The sequence below is a fragment of the Euhalothece natronophila Z-M001 genome (genome assembly GCF_007904085.1).
In the GTDB taxonomy this organism is placed as follows: Bacteria; Cyanobacteriota; Cyanobacteriia; order Cyanobacteriales; family Rubidibacteraceae; genus Halothece; species Halothece natronophila.
In genome coordinates this window covers 586,049-605,191 of the sequence record NZ_CP042326.1, presented here as the reverse complement: position 1 = coordinate 605,191, position 19,143 = coordinate 586,049, and the positions used below count along the sequence as shown (strand labels likewise).

At 40.4% G+C, this 19,143-nt stretch carries 17 protein-coding genes; 8 read left to right on the top strand and 9 right to left on the bottom strand.

Translation table 11 applies throughout. The features are described from left to right. The first annotated feature begins 436 nt into the window (after positions 1 to 436). The gene (locus FRE64_RS02735) at positions 437 to 1,192 is read left to right on the top strand and encodes an N-acyl amino acid synthase FeeM domain-containing protein (RefSeq protein WP_186708932.1); all 756 of its coding nucleotides are present in this window, start codon (positions 437 to 439) and stop codon (positions 1,190 to 1,192) included. Between the two features lie 415 nt (positions 1,193 to 1,607). Here FRE64_RS02735 and FRE64_RS02730 read toward each other — a convergent pair whose 3' ends face one another. Both FRE64_RS02730 and FRE64_RS02725 read right to left on the bottom strand, forming a co-directional pair. Then, positions 1,608 to 2,522, bottom strand: coding sequence for an ROK family protein (locus FRE64_RS02730; RefSeq protein WP_146294561.1), 915 nt, complete (start codon positions 2,520 to 2,522; stop codon positions 1,608 to 1,610). 24 nt (positions 2,523 to 2,546) lie between these two features. Next, complete coding sequence (locus FRE64_RS02725; protein WP_146294560.1) at positions 2,547 to 3,305, bottom strand: Uma2 family endonuclease; 759 nt, start codon at positions 3,303 to 3,305, stop codon at positions 2,547 to 2,549. A 48-nt stretch (positions 3,306 to 3,353) separates the two neighbouring features. Between FRE64_RS02725 and FRE64_RS02720 the strand changes: the two genes are divergently transcribed. Beyond that, complete coding sequence (locus FRE64_RS02720; RefSeq protein ID WP_146294559.1) at positions 3,354 to 3,977, top strand: ribonuclease HII; 624 nt, start codon at positions 3,354 to 3,356, stop codon at positions 3,975 to 3,977. Here the strand turns inward: FRE64_RS02720 and FRE64_RS02715 are convergent. Further along, positions 3,974 to 4,864: a pentapeptide repeat-containing protein gene (locus tag FRE64_RS02715; RefSeq protein WP_146294558.1), complete on the bottom strand. Its 891-nt coding sequence runs from the start codon at positions 4,862 to 4,864 to the stop codon at positions 3,974 to 3,976. The genes FRE64_RS02720 and FRE64_RS02715 overlap by 4 nt on opposite strands. A gap of 232 nt (positions 4,865 to 5,096) precedes the next feature. Beyond that, positions 5,097 to 5,993, bottom strand: a complete 897-nt coding sequence (locus FRE64_RS02710) for a hypothetical protein (protein ID WP_146294557.1) — start codon at positions 5,991 to 5,993, stop codon at positions 5,097 to 5,099. A gap of 157 nt (positions 5,994 to 6,150) precedes the next feature. Here FRE64_RS02710 and FRE64_RS02705 point away from each other — a divergent pair, with 157 nt between their 5' ends. After that, positions 6,151 to 7,320 (top strand): GuaB3 family IMP dehydrogenase-related protein, encoded by a 1,170-nt coding sequence (locus FRE64_RS02705; protein ID WP_146294556.1) that lies wholly within the window; start codon positions 6,151 to 6,153, stop codon positions 7,318 to 7,320. A gap of 96 nt (positions 7,321 to 7,416) precedes the next feature. Here the strand turns inward: FRE64_RS02705 and sodX are convergent, their stop codons facing one another. Continuing rightward, complete coding sequence (sodX, locus tag FRE64_RS02700) at positions 7,417 to 7,761, bottom strand: nickel-type superoxide dismutase maturation protease (protein ID WP_146294555.1); 345 nt, start codon at positions 7,759 to 7,761, stop codon at positions 7,417 to 7,419. A gap of 32 nt (positions 7,762 to 7,793) precedes the next feature. Between sodX and FRE64_RS02695 the strand changes: the two genes are divergently transcribed. Together FRE64_RS02695 and FRE64_RS02690 are read left to right on the top strand one after the other, a co-directional pair. After that, positions 7,794 to 8,273 (top strand): hypothetical protein, encoded by a 480-nt coding sequence (locus tag FRE64_RS02695; protein ID WP_146294554.1) that lies wholly within the window; start codon positions 7,794 to 7,796, stop codon positions 8,271 to 8,273. Between the two features lie 110 nt (positions 8,274 to 8,383). Continuing rightward, the gene (locus tag FRE64_RS02690) at positions 8,384 to 9,298 is read left to right on the top strand and encodes an alpha/beta fold hydrolase (protein WP_146294553.1); all 915 of its coding nucleotides are present in this window, start codon (positions 8,384 to 8,386) and stop codon (positions 9,296 to 9,298) included. Here FRE64_RS02690 and menA read toward each other — a convergent pair. Continuing rightward, a complete protein-coding gene (menA, locus tag FRE64_RS02685) occupies positions 9,272 to 10,198 on the bottom strand; it encodes a 2-carboxy-1,4-naphthoquinone phytyltransferase (RefSeq protein ID WP_146297251.1) in 927 nt (308 codons plus the stop codon). The two genes, FRE64_RS02690 and menA, sit on opposite strands and share 27 nt — an antisense overlap. A gap of 210 nt (positions 10,199 to 10,408) precedes the next feature. On the opposite strand from menA, the gene FRE64_RS02680 reads away from it, so the two are divergent. Continuing rightward, positions 10,409 to 11,824 (top strand): isochorismate synthase, encoded by a 1,416-nt coding sequence (locus tag FRE64_RS02680; RefSeq protein ID WP_146294552.1) that lies wholly within the window; start codon positions 10,409 to 10,411, stop codon positions 11,822 to 11,824. 168 nt (positions 11,825 to 11,992) lie between these two features. Continuing rightward, positions 11,993 to 13,183, top strand: a complete 1,191-nt coding sequence (locus FRE64_RS02675; protein ID WP_146294551.1) for an RNA-guided endonuclease InsQ/TnpB family protein — start codon at positions 11,993 to 11,995, stop codon at positions 13,181 to 13,183. Positions 13,184 to 13,329: 146 nt separating this feature from the next. Here the strand turns inward: FRE64_RS02675 and FRE64_RS02670 are convergent, their stop codons facing one another. Beyond that, positions 13,330 to 14,607, bottom strand: a complete 1,278-nt coding sequence (locus tag FRE64_RS02670; RefSeq protein WP_146294550.1) for a dihydrolipoamide acetyltransferase family protein — start codon at positions 14,605 to 14,607, stop codon at positions 13,330 to 13,332. A gap of 397 nt (positions 14,608 to 15,004) precedes the next feature. On the opposite strand from FRE64_RS02670, the gene FRE64_RS02665 reads away from it, so the two are divergent. After that, positions 15,005 to 15,142 (top strand): photosystem II reaction center protein K, encoded by a 138-nt coding sequence (locus tag FRE64_RS02665; RefSeq protein ID WP_146294549.1) that lies wholly within the window; start codon positions 15,005 to 15,007, stop codon positions 15,140 to 15,142. A gap of 83 nt (positions 15,143 to 15,225) precedes the next feature. Here FRE64_RS02665 and FRE64_RS02660 read toward each other — a convergent pair whose 3' ends face one another. Both FRE64_RS02660 and FRE64_RS02655 read right to left on the bottom strand, forming a co-directional pair. After that, the gene (locus FRE64_RS02660) at positions 15,226 to 17,160 is read right to left on the bottom strand and encodes a heavy metal translocating P-type ATPase (RefSeq protein ID WP_146294548.1); all 1,935 of its coding nucleotides are present in this window, start codon (positions 17,158 to 17,160) and stop codon (positions 15,226 to 15,228) included. Positions 17,161 to 17,384: 224 nt separating this feature from the next. After that, positions 17,385 to 18,941, bottom strand: coding sequence for a serine/threonine-protein kinase (locus FRE64_RS02655; RefSeq protein ID WP_146294547.1), 1,557 nt, complete (start codon positions 18,939 to 18,941; stop codon positions 17,385 to 17,387). Positions 18,942 to 19,143 lie beyond the last annotated feature (202 nt).

The window sequence follows — 19,143 nt, the reverse complement described above, 5'->3', positions numbered from 1 at the left end:
TCTTGCCCTAGTTCTAATGCAACTTCATCCATGTTAATTTTTCTTTTACCCTTCAGTTCATATTCTTCTACTTACCATTACTATTCAATACTACCCAGATAAAGTTTTGTATAATAAAAAGTTAACTATATCACTGAATAAGCACAATAAATTAGATAAGATCAAAGAAGAAAAAGTGGCAGATATTAATGCTGATAATCTTAGATATGAAGTGCTATAAAAACCACTCGAAACTAAAACTTTTTATGAGGACTTTTGGGCTATAACGATTTTGATCCACTATTTTAATCGAGTTTGAACTGTTGTGGTTAGCAATCGCGCTTTTCTTTACAAGAGTCTCTTATTTCTTATCGTTATATTGGCAAAACAGACAAGGTGAAAGTTGAGGGTGTTGAATTTGGGTTCTATAGTCTTATTGAGTATAAACATTATTGGTATGATTTGGAGTTGGTTTAATATCAGATTTGATCTATCAAATATATACCGATCAATAGCCTTATTTGTTGCTTATAGCGGATTATGGATAGTAAAACGCATTATATGGTTTCGAGGATATGAGGTTTCGCTTGCTCAAGGGCGAGAATTAGAAGAAGTTTATCGGCTGCGTTATCAAGTGTATTTGGAAAAAGGTCACATAGAAGAATCCCCGAAAGAAATTTTTTTGGATGAATTTGATCCCTACAGCGAAAACATTATCCTTAAAAAACGTGGTAACGGAGTAATTGGTGCTATACGTATAACATTTTCTAATGATCATGTATATCTGCCAATGCAAAATTATTTCAATTTGGATTGTTCTTCTCAAACCATGGTTGAACTAGGAAGGTGGGTAATGTCGAAAGAATTTAGGGCTAAATATTTTAAATCCTCATTTCTTACAGTGATTGTTGTTTTAAGTGCATATTTATATTTACTCAGACATAAAGAAACTTATGTTTTGTTTGCTGTTCGTCCAGAAGTTAAAAAATATCTAGAAGAGATCTTTCATTTCTCAATTAATGTCACATCTCAAAAACAGCTTACTCAGTGGAATCTAGTGAAACGTCAACAAATAAAAGGATATTTCGATAAACCAGTTATTCCATGCGAAATACAGATACACATATATCAAATCTTCCAATTTATTTTCTATGTGATTCAATCAGGTTTCAATAGAGAAAGCAACTACAATCGCTTAAATGCTAGGGATTAGTTGAAAACAGTAATAAAAGCCTGGTTTTACCTTCTGCGACTACGTTTGACAAACAACAATAACGGTTTTTAGGGTAAAATTTTTCTCGTTAACACTTAACGTGGTTCCCCTGAATATATTTTTGATTCCTTTGATAATTAGTTGAAATCCAGAACGTCCTACTATCACAAATAGCATCCAAAATAGGAAACCAGTATCCATCCAATCGATAAGCTCAATCAGTATTATTAGACATACTCCAATAAAAGGAACAAGTAGCTGTCCCCATACTCTAGTGGGAGGATAGTAAATATACCCATGAAAGTTCATCTATTTTTTTATTTTTTATTGTTTGTTGTTTGTTGTTTGTCCTTCGTCCTTTGTAAACCAATAACTAATGACCAATAACCAATAACTAATAACTAATGACTAATGACTAATGACTAATGACTGAAGTTCCCTCACCTTGCCTCTCCCATGCTAATTTCGCCGCACCTACCATTCCAGCTTGATTCCCTAATTCAGCAGTCAGAAGCTGAATATTCAATCGAGAAATCCCAACCACTCGCTTTTCAATTTCTTCCCACGCAGCAGGGAGGAAAAACTTAGCACTGGCACTAATTCCACCGCCAATTAAAATGGCTTCAGGCGTTAACACATAGATCAAACTCGCTAACCCCACTCCTAACGTCTGTCCATATTTTCGCCAAAATTCCAAAGCCATTTCATCGCCAGCTTGGGCTAATTCTCCTAACTCAGCAGGGGTTTTTTGGGTTTGACGGTAAATCGACTGAGCGCATAAATGTTGTTCTAAAGAGCCATGATTACCACTATTACAGCGTTCCCCTTGGGGATTGAGGGTAATTAAACCTAACTCTCCTGCCGCGCCATAGGGGCCAATAAACAGTTCATTATTAAGGATAATTGCCCCTCCTACGCCAGTCCCCAAAGTTAAGAGAATGAGGTTACTAACATTACGCCCAGCGCCCAACCAAGATTCTCCTAACCCTGCACAGTTAGCATCATTTGCAACAATTGTCGGAAGATTTAACTTCGCTTCTAATAAGTCTGCTAGGGGAACATCTTGCCAACCGGGAAGGTTAATGGCAATTCGTGCAATGCGGCTATTGGCATCTGTCGGGCCAGGAGTACCAATTCCGATCGCGCTTACATTTTTCTCCCCATTTAAGTCTTGTACGGCTTTAGCAATGACTTCCACCACTACTTCTGGATCAGGAGGCTGCGGCGTTTGGAGGGTAAGCGTATTTAAGCAACTGCCATCAGGGAGAAATTGACCCATTTTAATGGCAGTGCCGCCTAAATCAATGCCAATAACTGTTGATTGTCCCACGTTCTAATAATCAGAATTAATCATCTAGATCGTATCAGGATCAACCCCCATTTCTCGCAATTTTTCCGCTAGTCTTTGATTTTTTTCTTGCACTTGTTGGGCTTCTGTTTGGGCTTGTTGGGCTTCTGCTTGGGCTTGTTGAGCTTCTGCTTGGGCTTGTTGAGCCTCTGCTTGCGCCTTTACTGACATTTCCTGTCTTGTGGGTAAAAGATTCCCCTCTAAATCTGCCCATCGTAACCACGTAGCTTCTACCCCTTCAAAACTGCCGTGCCATCGTCTTAAATACAGTTGTAAACTTTCACAAAAATATCCCTTGTCTTCTTCTTGTAAGGGAGAATAATGTCTTCCGTTTAAGCGAAATCCTGCAAAGTCTTCCTCATTAAAGGGATCATACCAAAAGTATTCTGGCACGCGCATTTGGTCTTGATATATCTCTTTTTTCACCGTCTTATCATAATTAGCCGTGCTTTCAGAAAGTAATTCCACAATTACGTCTGGGGCTTTTCCTTCTTCCCACACCACCCAGCTTTTACGTTCTTTTTTAGAAACGCCGATGACGGCAAAAAAATCAGGCCCCTTAAAGTCTTGGTTTTTCAGTTGGGCAGCACTATAATAAATAAACATATTGCCCCCCACATAACCATTATCCCGTTGTTCGAGCCAAGGATATAACAGTTGGATTAATAAATCCATTTGCATTTTATGTCGTTGAGTTTCCATGGGGATGCCATCATCACAGGGGAGTTGATCTTGGGTGGGTAAAGCAATGGAAGTAACCGTCATTGTTTTCAATTCACCATGCTGAGAGTTAGTTTGATTGTAGCGTGACAAATGGAGATAGAAGAACAAATCCTGAAAAAGGTTCATCCCTCTACCTTAATTGCTGGGGTTGACGAAGTGGGAAGAGGAGCGCTATTTGGCCCAGTGGTGGCAGCCGCGATCATTCTTCCAGCGTCACAGGTCACTGAATTAAATGAAATTGCGGCAAAAGATAGTAAAAAAGTCTCCCCTAAACGACGGACTGAGTATGCGGAACTCATTAAAGCCATGGTGACAGATGCTCAAATTGGGGCAGCTCAAGCCAGTGAAATTGATGAGATTAATATTCTTCAGGCTTCCTTACGGGCGATGCAACGATCTGTGCAAAAGTTAACGCCACCGCCGATGATTTGTTTGGTGGATGGTCGATTTGCTTTACCTGATCTCCATAATATTCAACAGGTGAATTTAAAACAGGGAGATGCGCGATCGCGCTTAATTGCAGCAGCCAGTATTGTTGCTAAAGTTCACCGCGATAATTTAATTATTCGAGACTGGGCAGAAAAATACCCTCAATATCATCTTGCCCAAAATAAGGGATATGGAACCGCCGCTCATCGTTCTGCGTTAGAAAAATATGGCCCCTCTCCCCAACATCGTCGCTCTTTTCGCCCCTGTCGATTAGCGACTTTTTAAATGGCAATATCATAAGCCATACTTGGATCAAAATAGCTTTTATTTTTCGGAAAATTGACAGGTTTTGAGGGAACCTTAGACTGGTTAGCATTGCTATTACTTTGCTCAGTTGGATCAAGAATTGTTCCTGTTAAATTAGTTCCCTGTAAATGGGCTCTTGTTAAGTTGGCACCTGTTAAGTTGGCATTTTCTAAGGAGGCTTGGCTTAAATCTGCTTCCGTGAGATTAGCTTTTGTTAAATTAGTCGAATTAAGGCGCGATCGCGCTAATTTTCCTTGCCTTAAATTTACTCCTTCTAAATTCGCCTCACTTAACTTGGCTTCCACTAAATTCACCCGAGATAAATCAACATTTTGTAAGTCAACTTTTTTCATTAAAGCCCGTTGCAGATTCACATCGATCAAAGACGTTCCCTGTAAAGAAGCCTTGCTTAATCTTGCTTCTAAAAAATTTCCCCAACTTAAATTAGCATCATTTAAATTGGCTTCTCGCAAATTCACTTGATAGCCATTCACTCCCGATAAATTACTTCTTTGTAAATTCGATTTCTTAAGATTAGCTTGGGAAAAATCTGCCCCACTAATTCTTGCTCCAAGCAAGATACAATTGATCATAAAAGCACCGATAAAAACGGCTTTAGTTAATTCAGCATCTCGAAAATAACTATCACTTAACTTGGCATAACTAAAATTTGCCCAGTTTAACTTTGCCTGATCAAAAATTGACTTAGTTAAAAAAGCTCGCTTTAAATTAACCCCAATTAAATTCGCCCCAGTAAAATCCACCCCAATTAAGGTAACTCCCGTTAAATCCAAGCCACTAAGGTCAACACCACGAAAATCTCGCTCCCCTTGTTCATACAGCCTGAGTAAATGGCTAAGTTGCATCTTATTTCCATTCCTTCTCTAAAGACAAATAGTAATGATCAGCTATGGGAAACCCCGCTACTCACCCACTATTTAAGATTTTATTAATATTTAATTTTATAAGCCTCCCTCCCTTATTACCGCTTGCTTGCGAAAGTTTTTTAGATTTTTTAATAAAACTTAAAATTATTAGTCATTAGTCATTGGTTATTGGTCATCAGTCATTGGTTTACAAACGACAAAGGACAAAAAATTAAGAAAGCATATAAACTTTTCCATCCATTAAAATTCGTTTAATCCCCTTCGCTTGTAAATGTTCTTTAGTTTTTTGAATCATTTTACCATCAGGAACTTTAATTACTTTTTGAGAGCGATTAGAAAATCGTCGTGCTACCCGATGATTATCAAAAACTGGCAATGTTTTTTGTTGGGTTTCTACACTGGGAATTTTTCCTAAATCATTAAAGTCTTTTAAAGGCTTCGTAATTAAATTTGCTCCTCGATCAATTACCAAATAACAAGTTTTAGGGAATTTTGCCTGAGAAAGGGGTAACACTTCCACTTCATTAGACTTCTTTTTCGGATTGCTTGTAACTTGTTCTTCCTCTTCTTCCCAGTCATCTTCCTCTGAGTCTTCTAAATCATCACTCCCCATATCTTCCCCGAACATTGCTTTAATCACACTAAAATCAACATTCTCCATTTCTTCTTGCTCTTCCTGGTCTGAGGGAAGAGTTATCTGAGGGGAAGACTCATTATCGGAAAATGATAACTCAATTTGTTGATTTGATGGCTCTTGATCTATATACGAATTAGCGGGTGCAGAAACCGACTTTTGCATCTCTGGAACTTGAGACAATTGAGTATCATTATTATCACTTTCATTCTCTTGTTCACGAGACTGAGTTGATTCCTTTTTAGAAGAAACTTTGGGGGCTGGTTTAGAGCGATGTTTGGAGCGTTTTTGATAACGCTTTTTACGAACTAGATGGTTATAATCTTGGGGGGATAACTTATTTTTAAGCACACGACCAACCGTGGAACTACTCACTTGAAAGTGATGCGCTAAAGTGGCGGTTGTTGCGTCTGTTTCACGATATAAACGAACTAGCTCGACTTTTTCGTCATCAGAAAGTTTTTTCGGACTCATAAATTAAGTTGTTATAGAGGACGAGGCTACCAAATACAATCAGAACTAAAGTTTATTGTATCGAGTTTACCCCTTTAGAAGCATCTTCCCATCAAGGAATTTAATGTTAAAATCAGTTAATCTATAGGGAATAGCTTTGGGAACGAGTAGTTAAGTTATGAGTCTTGATATTCAAATTGGTCAAGGAAAAACAGCACGTCGAGCCTATGGAATTGATGAAATTGCCCTTGTTCCAGGACGACGCACAATAGATCCTAATTTACCGAATACCACTTGGCAAGTCGGCGAAATTCAACGGGAAATTCCAATTATCGCCAGTGCCATGGATGGGGTAGTAGATGTCAAAATGGCAGTATTACTCTCTGAGTTGGGAGGATTAGGGGTTTTAAATTTAGAGGGGATTCAAACTCGCTACGAAGACCCCGACCCCATCCTAGAAAAGATTGCCTCTGTGGGAAAACATGAGTTTGTTGGGTTAATGCAAGAACTTTATTCAGTTCCTATTCAATCGGAATTGATTAAAAAGCGCATCAACGAAATTAAGTCTCAGAGTGGAATTGCAGCAGTGAGTCTCACACCAGCAGGGGCTGCCAAATATGGCGATGCTGTAGCAGAAGCAGGTGCAGATCTCCTATTTGTGCAAGCTACAGTTGTTTCCACAGCTCATTTATCCCCTGAGGAAGTTACTCCGCTAGACTTAGCAGGCTTTTGTGAAAAAATGCCCATGCCCGTCATTTTAGGAAACTGTGTCACTGAAGCGGTTGCCTATGACTTGATGAAAGCAGGAGCATCAGGCGTTTTAGTGGGAATTGGGCCAGGCGCTGCCTGTACCTCTCGTGGGGTTTTAGGCGTAGGTGTTCCCCAAGCAACTGCAGTGGCGGATTGTGCTGCAGCACGGGAGCAATACTATCAAGAAAGTGGCAGATATGTTCCGATTATTGCTGATGGTGGTTTAGTGACTGGTGGGGATATTTGTAAATGTATTGCCTGCGGGGCTGATTCGGTGATGATTGGTTCTCCGTTTGCTCGGGCAGCAGAAGCTCCTGGACAAGGTTTCCACTGGGGAATGGCAACTCCAAGCCCCATTTTACCTCGTGGAACTCGGATTAATGTAGGAACCACTGGCACGGTAAAAGAAATTCTCACTGGGCCGGCACGACTTGATGATGGTACGCACAACTTATTAGGTGCATTAAAAACCAGTATGGGAACCTTGGGGGCAAAAAATCTTAAGGAAATGCAACAAGTAGAAATAGTGATCGCGCCCTCTCTCTTGACGGAAGGAAAGGTTTATCAGAAGGCACAACAGTTAGGGATGGGCAAATAAGGTTAGTTATACCCTCTTGGAAATTACTCTTAACTTGTTGTTTGTCCTTCGTCCTTTGTTGTTTGTAAACCAATAACCAATGACTAATGACTAATATTAGCCAAATCGACAAGTGACTTGCCCTTGAATAAGGCATAAAGGAACTTCCCCAAACTGTCGGCTATCTGTGCTGGCAGTGGGGTTATCTCCTAACAATAAACAACTGCCATTGTCTCGGATACTTGCGACTCTTTTAATTAATTGTAAGTCCTTTTGAGTGGGATGTTGAGTAACGACAATGTCTCCCACTTCTGGTAGCTGTTTTTGATAAATATTGGGGTCAATTAATACTTCTTCTCCCGGTTTGAGAAGGGGTAACATGGAGTTTCCTGTGATGCGAAATCTCTTCCGTTTTCCCAGTAACCAGAGGAGGAGTTCTTTTAGATTAATATCTGATACCATGGCAAAGAGGAAGAAAATGGTAAGGAAATACGATGAGTTCTCAGCGCGATCGCGATCAAGAGAAAAACCTACAACAAGATATCCTATCAGATCGAAAGTACTCTTTAGCTGAAGCCATTGGTCGAGAAGGGGGAAACTTTTTAAAAGGAGAATCCCCGGTTCCAAAATTAGTGCAAGTAACCACAGAAGTAAACCTTTTTATTGATAATAATTTACCTGACTCTTCTGGGGCATTGCAATCAGTTTTGAAACGTTGGGTAAAATCTGATCCCTTACTAAGTCAACATTTAGAATCCCCATTAAAAGGGTTAGATAAAATTTTAGAAAAGATATTAACTCAGCAGGGATTATTTTACGAAATGGTACGAGAGGCAGATGTAAAATGGGGGCAAATGTACCAAGAGCGTCCTTATTTTCAAAAGCCGGGTGATCCCCCTCATCCTGATGATGAATATACTCATGAAGCGGTGAGAGAAAAGCTCTCTTTATTACGAGAAAGGATTACATTTTAAGTTAGTTGTTTGTCCCTTGTCCTTTGTAAATAAATCAGTGCCCAGTAACCAATGACTAATGACTTTTAAAAACTGCTATAACTGTATTAGTTAAAAATCATTATAAGGTCATGCGAGCATTTCAACCAGCAGGATTTCAACAGCGAAGTTTAGAGACGAAATGGGGAAAAATGGTCTATAGTGTGCCTGATGCTTCCTTTTATCCCCCAAACGTTTCAGAAGCAATTCCTCTCGTTTTTCTCCATAGTTTAGGGGGCGGTTCGTCGGCTTATGAATGGTCAAAAGTTTATCCGACTTTTGCTAGTAATTATAATGTAATTGCCCCTGATTTAATTGGTTGGGGAGATTCGGCTCATCCTGTGAAAAAATATTCGGCTGAAGATTATTTAGAGATTATTAAGCTCTTATTAGAAAATGTAGCAAAAAAACCTGCTTGGGTGGTTGCTTCTTCTTTAACTGCAGGGTTAGTCATTCGATTAGCTATTTCTGAGCCGCAGTTATTCCGAGGTTTGTTTTTAGTTTCTCCATCGGGATATCGCGATTTTAGTGAAGATTATCAGGAGGAATTTGCCTCCCAGTTAATTAATTTGCCAGGGTTAGATCGCCTTATTTATGCCGTGGGTGCAGGCAATGAATGGGCAGTTAGAAACTTTTTAGAACAATTTTTGTTTGCTGATACCTCCCGTTTAAGCGAAGAAGTGGTTGAAGCCTATTTAACTTCAGCTTTGAAACCTAACGCCGAATATGCTGCCCTTGCTTCTTTGAAAGGGGATATTTGCTTTGATCTAGCACAGTACATGGGAGATTTGAACACACCCACGAGTTTAGTTTGGGGATCACAGTCACGATTTAGTCGCCCTGAAAAAGGCAAACGGTTAGCGAATTTAAATCAAGGCGCGATCGCGCAGTTTCATATTGTTCCAGGAACTGGTGTTTTACCGCATTTAGAAATCCCTGCTGTAGTGAGCGGGTTATTGGCTAGTACGATCATCAGGTCATCAAGAGAAGAAAGTGGGCGCAATTAACCCTAATGCCAAAAACACACTACTCCAAATATAAAACTTCACTGCAATAAATTTAGAATTACTTACCCTACTCGGTTGATCATGATATTTTTGGACATGACTCACTAATTGTTGACCAGAAGGAATTGCTAGAAAAATCAGAAGGCTCGATAAGGGAAAGTATCCTAGCAGCCACCAGAGAACTGTCAAAGCAAACATACTTGCGGTTAAAATCATCAGAACGTTTGCCCCCTGTTTTGTTCCTAACCGAACAATGGGTGATTTTTTCCCAGCGAGAATATCATCTTGTACTTGATGGAAATGGGAACAGAATAAAATAATGGTGGTACTAATTCCGATTAGAATAGCAGTGGGAAGCGTAACAGGTGTGAGAACTTGCGCTTGGGAATAATAGGCGGCAGCAATGGCAATGGGGCCAAAGCAAATAAAGCAAATAAATTCTCCTAAGCCTTGATAACCCAGTCGAAATGGTGGCCCCTGATAGGTGTAACCCAAGAAGCAAGCGAGTAACACCAAGAGGATCACTTGCCAGTCTTGCTGTAACCACGCGATCGCGCTTAACCCTAAAATCGCCAGGCCTAAACAGATATTACTAATTCTAAAAACTAACTGTTTATTCCCTGTAATATTAACAACTGAACTCGATTTATTAACATCAATGCCTGTTTCTGAATCAAAAACATCATTACTCAAATTTAGCCATGCAATAATTAGAATTCCTGATAATATAAACAGGGAAAATATAGGAAGATTAATTTCTCCAGTGTCTCGATAAGCGGCGAGCGTCCCCATTGTAATTGGAATAATTGCCACGCTATAAATCGGAGGCTTAATCGCGGCTAACCACAAAGATGTATTAATTTTTTTTACAGAATTGTCAGCAAAATGAGTCAAGCGCATAGAAAGTAAGAATAACTCAGGTTGTCTTGTTTTGGCTTTAGGGATGGGAACAATCAAAAATGATCCCGAAGAAGCGACTGCAATCAATCATTGTTAAGATAAATCAATAGCAAGCAATGGTTTTTACCACCAGCAACTTCTCCTTAGAAATATCATCTTTGTTTGCACAAGACCAGATCAATTATAAAATTATTTACAATTGTTGCACTCATGTCAGTGACTCCCTGCTATGCTAGACGATTAGCCGACCCTGATCACCTCCATCACTTTTTGCAAGATTGCCATAAAAAATGTCAGCAAAGGCACCAATCATTTATTATTAGTGTGACACAGCCTTTGTCCCTCGTAGAACCCTTGGCGATTTTGCAACAGTTAAATTTCCGTGAGGAGCGCTCTTTTTATTGGGAAACGCAACAACCAAAAAGCGCGATCGCGGCTTGGGGAATTTGTCAAGAAAAAAATATCACGGGGACGAATCGTTTTCAGCAGACTCAAGATTTTATTGATAACTGCAAAGATAAAATTATTGAGTTAAAACATAGCCAACTCTCGGAAGCAGGATTAAAATTCTTAACTAACTTCTCTTTTTTTTCAACATCAAGCTATCAAGGGCATTTTCCATCCGTTACCATATTTATTCCTCGTTGGCAAGTATCCCGAGCGGATAATACTTGTTTTTTAACCTATAACTTTCTCCTCTCTCATAACAGTAATATCGCCACCATTGAATCAAAACTTAGCAACAAAATTGAAGAAATTGAAAAAGTCGGAAATTCAATTATTACCTTTCCATTTTCTCTCAGTTCTCCTTTTCAAAAAAGTGAACTTCAGGACTCATCACAATTCAAATCTGCCGTCAAACTTGCCCTAAAAGATATTGAACGCCAAGAATTAACGAAAATTGTGCTGGCTCATCATCTAGATGTGGTTTCTCCTGTTTCCTTTTCCCCTTATTTATCTTTACATTATTTACGACAAAGATATCCCCATTGCTATATTTTTTCTGTGAGTAACGGAGAAGGAACCACCTTTTTAGGAGCAACCCCAGAGCGCTTATTTAGTTTAAGAAAACAACATTTAATCAGTGATGCCATAGCTGGTTCTGCCCCCCGTGGTAAAACTGAAAAAATCGATCATCAATTCGCTCAAAATTTACTTGCTAGTGAGAAAGAGAGACGAGAACATCAAGCCGTAAGTTGTTATATTATCAAACAATTAGAAGCGTTAGGATTAACGCCACAGCGATCGCGCCGTCAGCTATTAAAACTGAGTAATATCCAACATTTATGGACATTAATTGAATCCCAAGTTCCCAATAACATTAACCCAATCGAAATTTTAGCTAAACTTCATCCTACGCCAGCAGTAGCTGGGGTAACAACTGAGGTAGCTTGCGAAAAAATTGGGCAATATGAAACCTTTGATCGCGCGCTTTATGCCGCCCCAATTGGCTGGTTAGATACCCAAGGCAATGCCGAATTTATGGTGGGGATTCGTTCCGCAATGATCAATAAAAACCAAGCCCGACTCTATGCTGGTGCGGGCATTGTTGCTGGTTCCAATCCTGATAAAGAATTGGCAGAAATTCAACTCAAACTCCAAACTATGCTGAAAGCACTACAATAATGATTTGTCCTTTGTTGTTTATCTTAACGTCCTGAGAAGATGCTCACGCTTTGCTCCGCTCCGTTATACCGTTAGGTTAACGGGTAGATGACTCAGGACAGTTACAATAAGTTTACCTATTATGTAAGATAGGTGCTAAACTCAGATTAATGTTGAGAAATCTGGTCGATGCTGAATTTAACCTACAACTACAAAATTAAACCCACTAAACAACAAATTGAAAAGATTGAACACAATCTCAATGTTTGTCGTTCGGTTTGGAATTATGCCTTGGCTGAAAGAAAGCTCTGGTATAACTCTCGTAGTTGTCGAATTAATTCATGCTCGATCACCTCGGAATACATTGTACCTCCTTTTGAATATCCCAATTACCACATTCAATCCTCTAACCTAACCAAAGCTAAAAAAACTTATCCCTTTCTTAAGTCTGGGAATGCTCAGGCTATGCAACAAACTTTGAGAAAACTTCACCGAGCTTTTAACGACATGAAGTCTAAAGGCTATGGCTTTCCTCGGTTTAAGAAGAAGATGAAGTCTTTTAATCTCGTTAGTAACAAGATTGAAGTCGAAGGTAATCAAATTAGAATGCCCTTGCTGAAACAGGTAAGGTTCATTAAATCACGGGAAATTCCAAAAGGATTTCAAATTAAACAAGTCCAAGTCATTAAGAAAGCGTCTGGCTACTACGTTAACTTAGCCTTGGAATTAGATGTTGACATTCCAACACCAGCACCTCACGGTCATGCAGTGGGGTTAGATGTTGGAATTAAAAGTATGCTAGCTACCTCTGAAGGTTTAACCATAGAAAGACCACAGTTTCTTGATCGCGTTCTGCGCAAGATTGGATTACTGCAAAGAAAACTACGTAACAAGAAGAAAGGGTCTGGAAAGTATCTCAAGTTACAAAAGAGGATAGCTAAACTATACGAAAAAGTAGCTAATCAACGCAAAGATTACCACTTCAAACTTGCTCATCAACTCTGCGCTGACACTGGAATGATCTTCGTTGAAGACATCAACTTTACAGCTTGGAGTAAAGGAATGTTCTCTAAACAATCCCTAGACATGGGGTTAGGTCAATTCATAACTACTTTGGAATATGTCTGTTCTCAAACAGATACCTATTTTGCCAAAGTGGATAAGGATTACACTTCTCAAGTTTGTCCTAATTGTGGAGTTCATACTGGGAAAAAGGACTTAAACCAACGTCTTCATGTTTGTCCAGAGTGTGGATATCAGCAAGATAGGGATGTAGCAGCAGCAGAAGTGGTATTAAAGCGAGGATTAACTGCGGTCGGTACGCCCGTGGTGAAACAGCCCAGTTATGGCGGTCTGTCGGGGGCAACTACGGTTGCCTAGATAAGAGTCTATATGGGAATCTCCCGTTATAATCTTTGATTTAACGGGAGAGGTTCAAAACCCAATGACCAATGACTAATGACCAATGACCAATGACTAATGACCAATGACTAATGACTAATGACCAATGACCAATGACCACTAACTTACATTGTTAAAGATTGCGGATTATTTTCCATTAATTGTGCTAAATCTTGTAAGAAAGCGGCGGCATGAGCGCCATATATAATGCGATGATCGCAAGTAATATTCACACTCATCTGACGACGCACCCCAAACATGCCATCATCAGTAGCCACTACCTGCGGTTGAGAAGCACCAATGGCAAGAATGCCTCCTTGTCCGGGAGGTAAAATTGCATCAAAACGGTCAACCCCAAACATTCCCAAATTAGACAGGGTAAATGTTCCAGTGCTATATTCCTCTGGTTGTAACTGTTTGCTACGAGCGCGTTTTACTAAATCTTTCCAATTGCGAGAGAGGGTATAAATATCTTGTTCAGCGGCATTACGTAAAACAGGAGTAATTAAGCCTCCATCCTCCATCGCCACAGCAACCGCAATATTAATCGCCCCATGATATTGAGTGCCTTTTTCGGTATAACTAGCATTAACAATGGGATGTTTTTGCAACGTCATCGCCACAGCTTTGGCTAATAACGCCGTCATCGTTACCCCTTTCGACTTAATCTGTTTATAGAGTTTGTCTAGTTCATCTGTGGTGATGGTATAGCCCACATGGAAAGTGGGAACTTGTACCGTCGCCACCATATTTTGCACCACAGAATTTTGTAAAGTTGTGAAAGGAACAACCTCACCACTAACAGAGGGTGCTGGCGTGGGAGAGGGTTGCGGTGTCGGCTGAGGAGTCGGGGTAGGTTGAGGAGTCGGGGTAGGAGACTTACCTGCCGCTGCTTCAATATCACTGGCGACAATGCGCCCATGGGGGCCACTTCCTTGTAAAGTAGAAAGGTCAACGCCATATTCCTTAGCTAACTTGCGAGCGCGAGGAGAGGCGACTACACGACCATCCTGCTTTTTAGTGGAAGTAGCGGCTGCTGGTTGGGGCGCTGGTTCTTGGGGTTTTGCAGCAGGCGCTTCCTCTAGCGGCGTTTTCGGGGTACTATCGCTACTTTTCTCTGGTGTTTGATTTTTAGCTTGCTCTTTGGCTGTTTCAATTTCTGCTTCGGTTTCTGCAAGTAAGCCAATGGCTGATCCCACAGGCGCTTGTTCTCCTGCTTCTACCATAATCGTGGCAAGATAGCCATCATGGAACGACTCCACATCCATATCTGCTTTGTCTGATTCCACTACGAGGATAGTTTCTCCCTTCTGCACCTTCTCTCCAGGGGATTTTGCCCAAGAAACGATTTTTCCTTCGGTCATAGTTGAACTCAGTGCAGGCATGAAAATGTCGTGGATCATAGAGCCGTTCCCTAATTTAACGATTTACTAGATTTTTTTTAAAGACACAAACTGAATTGTAACCTGAGAGGGAAGTTCTGTTCAATAAGTGCACGTGGTTATTTTTATAGTGATTCTAAATAAAAAAACAGCAACCTAAAAGTAGTGGGAGCATCTTGCTCTCTAGTAGCAGCCAAGATGCCTGCACTACGGAACTGAATTGGGACGACTATAGTATAACGGGAGATTCTTCAGATTCACGCTGAACGGTTGTATTAAGCAACCAGTAAATAGTGGAATTAAACCGGCTTGAAGCTGTAATCTGAGTTTTTCTTTGATGAAAAGATCAATACAAGCAACTCATGTTAAGATAAATAGCGATATTTTAAGAAACTGCGTTGGTAAGGATCGATAAAAAATGGAAGTAGCACTATTATTTGCCAAATTACCAGAAGCCTATTCTATCTTTAATCCCTTAGTGGATGTTTTACCCATTATTCCTGTCTTCTTTCTGTTGCTTGCTTTTGTTTGGCAAGCTGCGGTGGGCTTCAAATAAGTTAGAACTGAATTTTTTTGGTAAATTCAGATGGGGCAGATAAAAATTTGAATTGTTTCTAAAATCATGCCCCTGCTTCATAATCAATCTTTCATGATACGGCTCGCATTGAAAATAGCAATTAAAGCTACTCCTACATCAGCAAAAATTGCTTCCCAAAGGGTAGCAACGCCTACCGCGCCTAAAAGGATAAATAAGCCTTTAATCCCTAAAGCAAAGCCAATATTTTGCCAGACAATGCGACGAGTTTTATGGGCGATCGCGATCGCCTGAGAAACTTTCGACGGATGATCGGTCATAATTACAACATCAGCCGTTTCAATCGCTGCATCAGAACCTAACCCCCCCATTGCTATCCCTACATCTGCTCGCGCAATGACAGGGGCATCGTTAATACCATCGCCAACAAAGGCAACTTTATTTTTTTCGCGGTGTGATCGCTGCAAAATTCCTTCTAAAGCGTTTACTTTATCTTCTGGGAGTAATTGCGCTTGATAGTGATCGATGTTTAACTTTTGCGCGATCGCGCTGGCGACGCTTTCATGATCCCCCGTTAACATCACCACCTCAATTCCTTGAGATTTTAATCCTTGCACCGCTTCTACTCCATCCTCCTTGAGTTCATCAGCAATGAGAATATGACCTGTATATTCCCCATTAACAGCAGTATGTGCCACTGTCCCCTCCAACTGGCAAATCTCAGGTTCATGGGGGATCTGTTCACGATGCAAGAGGCGATCATTTCCCACTACAACCACTTGTTGGTTGACTTCTGCAATAATGCCATGTCCAGAAATTTCTTGATAAGTCTCTAATTGAGAGTGATCAATGGTTGTCCCATATTTCTCACAAATAGATTGAGCCACAGGATGAGTTGATTGTGATTCCACAGTGGCAGCTAATTCTAGCAATTCTGGTTCTTTCAGTCCATTATGGGTAACAATATCAGTGACCTGAAAATTCCCTTTTGTCAGCGTTCCCGTTTTATCAAAAACAACGGTTTTCACTTCCGTTAGAGCATCTAAAAACATTGCTCCTTTCACCAAAATGCCATGTTTAGCAGCATTTCCTACCCCACCAAAGTAGCCAAGGGGAATACTAATCACTAAGCCACATGGACAAGAAATGACCAGTAAAATTAACGCTCGATAAGCCCATTCGGCATGGGTTGCCCCTGGGAGGAATAACGGTGGCAAAATAGCAACCGCAAGAGATAATAAGACCACAATTGGGGTATAGTAACGGGCAAAACGAGTAATAAACTTTTCGGTTTTAGCCTTCTTACTATTGGCGTTTTGTACTAAATCTAGAATTTTCGCAATGGAAGATTCTGCAAATGGCTTAGTGACTTTTACCGTTAAAACACCAGTTTGATTAATCGTACCAGCAAGAATATTGTCTCCCGCTTCCACTGTTTCAGGGATGGATTCACCAGTTAAAGGAGACGTATCTAGTTTTGAGTTTCCCTGTAAAATTTCCCCATCAAGGGGCACTTTTTCCCCTGGACGCACGAGAATTAATTCCCCTACTTGCACTGTTTCTGGGGAAACGGGTTTAATTTCGGTGTCAATTTTCAAGTTAGCAGTATCTGGGCGAATCGCGAGTAAAGATTCAATTGAATTTCGAGAACGGGCAACAGCACTATCTTGGAAAAGTTCTCCCACTTGAAAAAATAGCATCACTGCTACCGCTTCGGGGAGTTCTCCAAGCGCGATCGCGCTAAGGGTAGCAATGGTCATCAAGAAGTTTTCATCAAAAACCTTTCCCTTGAGTAAATTTCGCCCGGCACTGGTAACAACCCCCCAACCACTCACTGCATAAGCAGGTAGTAACACAGCATACTCAGCGATTCCATAAGGGGTATTACCAAGAGGCTGATTAAAAACTAACCCGATGAGAAATAAAATAGCTGAAAGCGCGATCGGGGTAAGTTCCTTTTTCCAACTAAACTCTGTTGCACCATGATGATGCCCATGTCCATGATCATGCGTACAACCGCAAGCACCGTGTTGTCCCATTTTTAAACACCTGAAAACCTGAAGACATATTCAGATATTATAAAAAGAAAGACTCCCCTGTCAATCAGGATGGTTTTATTCTCCTGAAATCACTGTCAGGTGGGGAGATGGGGAGATAGGGAGATGGGGAGATAGGGAGATGGGGAGAGAGAACTTCTTATCCAGATGCAAAGGACAAATGACGAATGACGAATGACGAATGACAAATGACAAATGACAAACAACTACCACAAAGCCCGCTTGCCATTGGGCAAAATTGTCGCCCAATTCGTTTTCGCCTGTTTCAACTGTTGCTCACTGATTTTAGCATTAGTTAAATTTGCCCCTGATAAGTCTGCTTCTGTAAGGTTTGCCCCTTGAAAATTTGCCAAAGTTAAATCCGCTTTCCGTAAATCTGCCTTATTTAAATCCGCTTCACTAAAAAACGCCTTACTTAACCTCGCCTCTCGCAAAATTACCCGCCGTAAAATTCCTTTGGCAAAATCAGCCTCCGTTAAATCAGCCTTGGAAAAATTAGTCTGCATTAAATTAGCATCCCGAAAAATACTTTTACTTAAACTTGCCTCTTCCAGTTGCAGACGATATAAATCCACCTGTGAAAAATCTCGCCTTCCCTTTTTATATTGAGTTACTACCTGTTTTGCTGTTAACTTACGAGACGCACTGCCTTTACTCCTTCCTCCTGTGGACATTCCTCCTGTTGTCCGACCTTGACTCAAATCCCGTGTTTGACTAGTGGGTAATCCCATGCGAATACGACGCTTCCGAATAGACTCAGCTAGTTCAAAATTCCAGCTAGAACGTTGAGATTGATTTTCGGTTTGTTTTTGTTTCGCCAAAATTGTGCGTTTGACTAATCCTTGAGAAAGACTCTCCTCATAAGCCTCCATTTCCAAAGCATCTAAAACCGCTTGTGCCGACTGATATCGATCGCGCACCGCCATCTCTAACATTTTCCCCAATACTTGTTTCAGGTGACTACTGGTATTAACGTACGGTTCCCAATCTAAAGCCCCTGTACGAGAGTTGTAACCAATATCTTTCGGAGATTTTCCAGAGAGTAAATAAATACAACTTGCGCCTAAACTATAAATATCACTGGCATAGGTGGGACGCATCGCCATTTGTTCAGGGGGCGAATAACCAGGAGTGCCCACAGCAAAAGCAGTAAGGGGATCCTCTCCAGATAAGTCCGCTGCCATTTCTTCATTTACGCGATTTTTAACTGCCCCAAAATCAATTAACACTAGCTTTTTATCCATTCCCCGTCGGATGATATTCGCTGGTTTAATATCCCGATGAATCACTTTTTCCGAGTGGATATACTCAAATAGGGGTAAAATCTCGGTTAAAAATTGACGTACCGCCGCTTCACTAAAGGGGCCATTTTCTTTCACTTCTTTTTGTAAGTTTGACCCTTTAACAAAATCTTGGACTAAAAAGAATTGTTGTTTTTCCTCAAAATAATCTAACAGGCGCGGAATTTGAGGATGATTTCCCAGTTTTCCTAAAGTTTCCGCTTCTCGATCAAATAAATCTCGTGCCATTTTTAAAAAGCTATTGCTGGTATTAGCGGGGCGCAGTTGTTTAATGACACAAACTGGATTTCCGGGTAAACTGGTATCCACTGCCAAAAACGTTGCCCCAAATCCCCCTTGACCAAGGGTTTTTCCTACTATGTAGCGACCATTGAGTTTTAAGTCACTACCACAGGTTTGACAAGTTCTAACATTATTAGGATTTTTTGGTTGAGGGCAAGACGGATTCAGGCAGTAAATCATCTTGTAAATTTCGCAGATAAGGTTTGCACTATGATTTGACGACGCACTCAGTTTTGTCAGTTAGTTATTTTTATCACATTCAATAGTAGAGCTAAGTTAATAGATATCTACCTATAGAATACCTCAGACACGGATAAAAAATGGCATATCTAAAGGGGGAATCTTGGCGAGAAAACCAGATCATGTCAAAATACTAAAAAGC

Coding starts and splice junctions, on each gene's coding strand:
- FRE64_RS02735 (WP_186708932.1), top strand. CDS start 437: ATGATTTGGAGTTGGTTTAATATCAGATTTGATCTATCAAATATATAC.
- FRE64_RS02725 (WP_146294560.1), bottom strand. CDS start 3,305: ATGACGGTTACTTCCATTGCTTTACCCACCCAAGATCAACTCCCCTGT.
- FRE64_RS02720 (WP_146294559.1), top strand. CDS start 3,354: ATGGAGATAGAAGAACAAATCCTGAAAAAGGTTCATCCCTCTACCTTA.
- FRE64_RS02715 (WP_146294558.1), bottom strand. CDS start 4,864: ATGCAACTTAGCCATTTACTCAGGCTGTATGAACAAGGGGAGCGAGAT.
- FRE64_RS02710 (WP_146294557.1), bottom strand. CDS start 5,993: ATGAGTCCGAAAAAACTTTCTGATGACGAAAAAGTCGAGCTAGTTCGT.
- FRE64_RS02705 (WP_146294556.1), top strand. CDS start 6,151: ATGAGTCTTGATATTCAAATTGGTCAAGGAAAAACAGCACGTCGAGCC.
- sodX (WP_146294555.1), bottom strand. CDS start 7,761: ATGGTATCAGATATTAATCTAAAAGAACTCCTCCTCTGGTTACTGGGA.
- FRE64_RS02695 (WP_146294554.1), top strand. CDS start 7,794: ATGAGTTCTCAGCGCGATCGCGATCAAGAGAAAAACCTACAACAAGAT.
- FRE64_RS02690 (WP_146294553.1), top strand. CDS start 8,384: ATGCGAGCATTTCAACCAGCAGGATTTCAACAGCGAAGTTTAGAGACG.
- menA (WP_146297251.1), bottom strand. CDS start 10,198: ATGCGCTTGACTCATTTTGCTGACAATTCTGTAAAAAAAATTAATACA.
- FRE64_RS02680 (WP_146294552.1), top strand. CDS start 10,409: ATGTCAGTGACTCCCTGCTATGCTAGACGATTAGCCGACCCTGATCAC.
- FRE64_RS02675 (WP_146294551.1), top strand. CDS start 11,993: ATGCTGAATTTAACCTACAACTACAAAATTAAACCCACTAAACAACAA.
- FRE64_RS02670 (WP_146294550.1), bottom strand. CDS start 14,607: ATGATCCACGACATTTTCATGCCTGCACTGAGTTCAACTATGACCGAA.
- FRE64_RS02665 (WP_146294549.1), top strand. CDS start 15,005: ATGGAAGTAGCACTATTATTTGCCAAATTACCAGAAGCCTATTCTATC.
- FRE64_RS02660 (WP_146294548.1), bottom strand. CDS start 17,160: ATGGGACAACACGGTGCTTGCGGTTGTACGCATGATCATGGACATGGG.
- FRE64_RS02655 (WP_146294547.1), bottom strand. CDS start 18,941: ATGATTTACTGCCTGAATCCGTCTTGCCCTCAACCAAAAAATCCTAAT.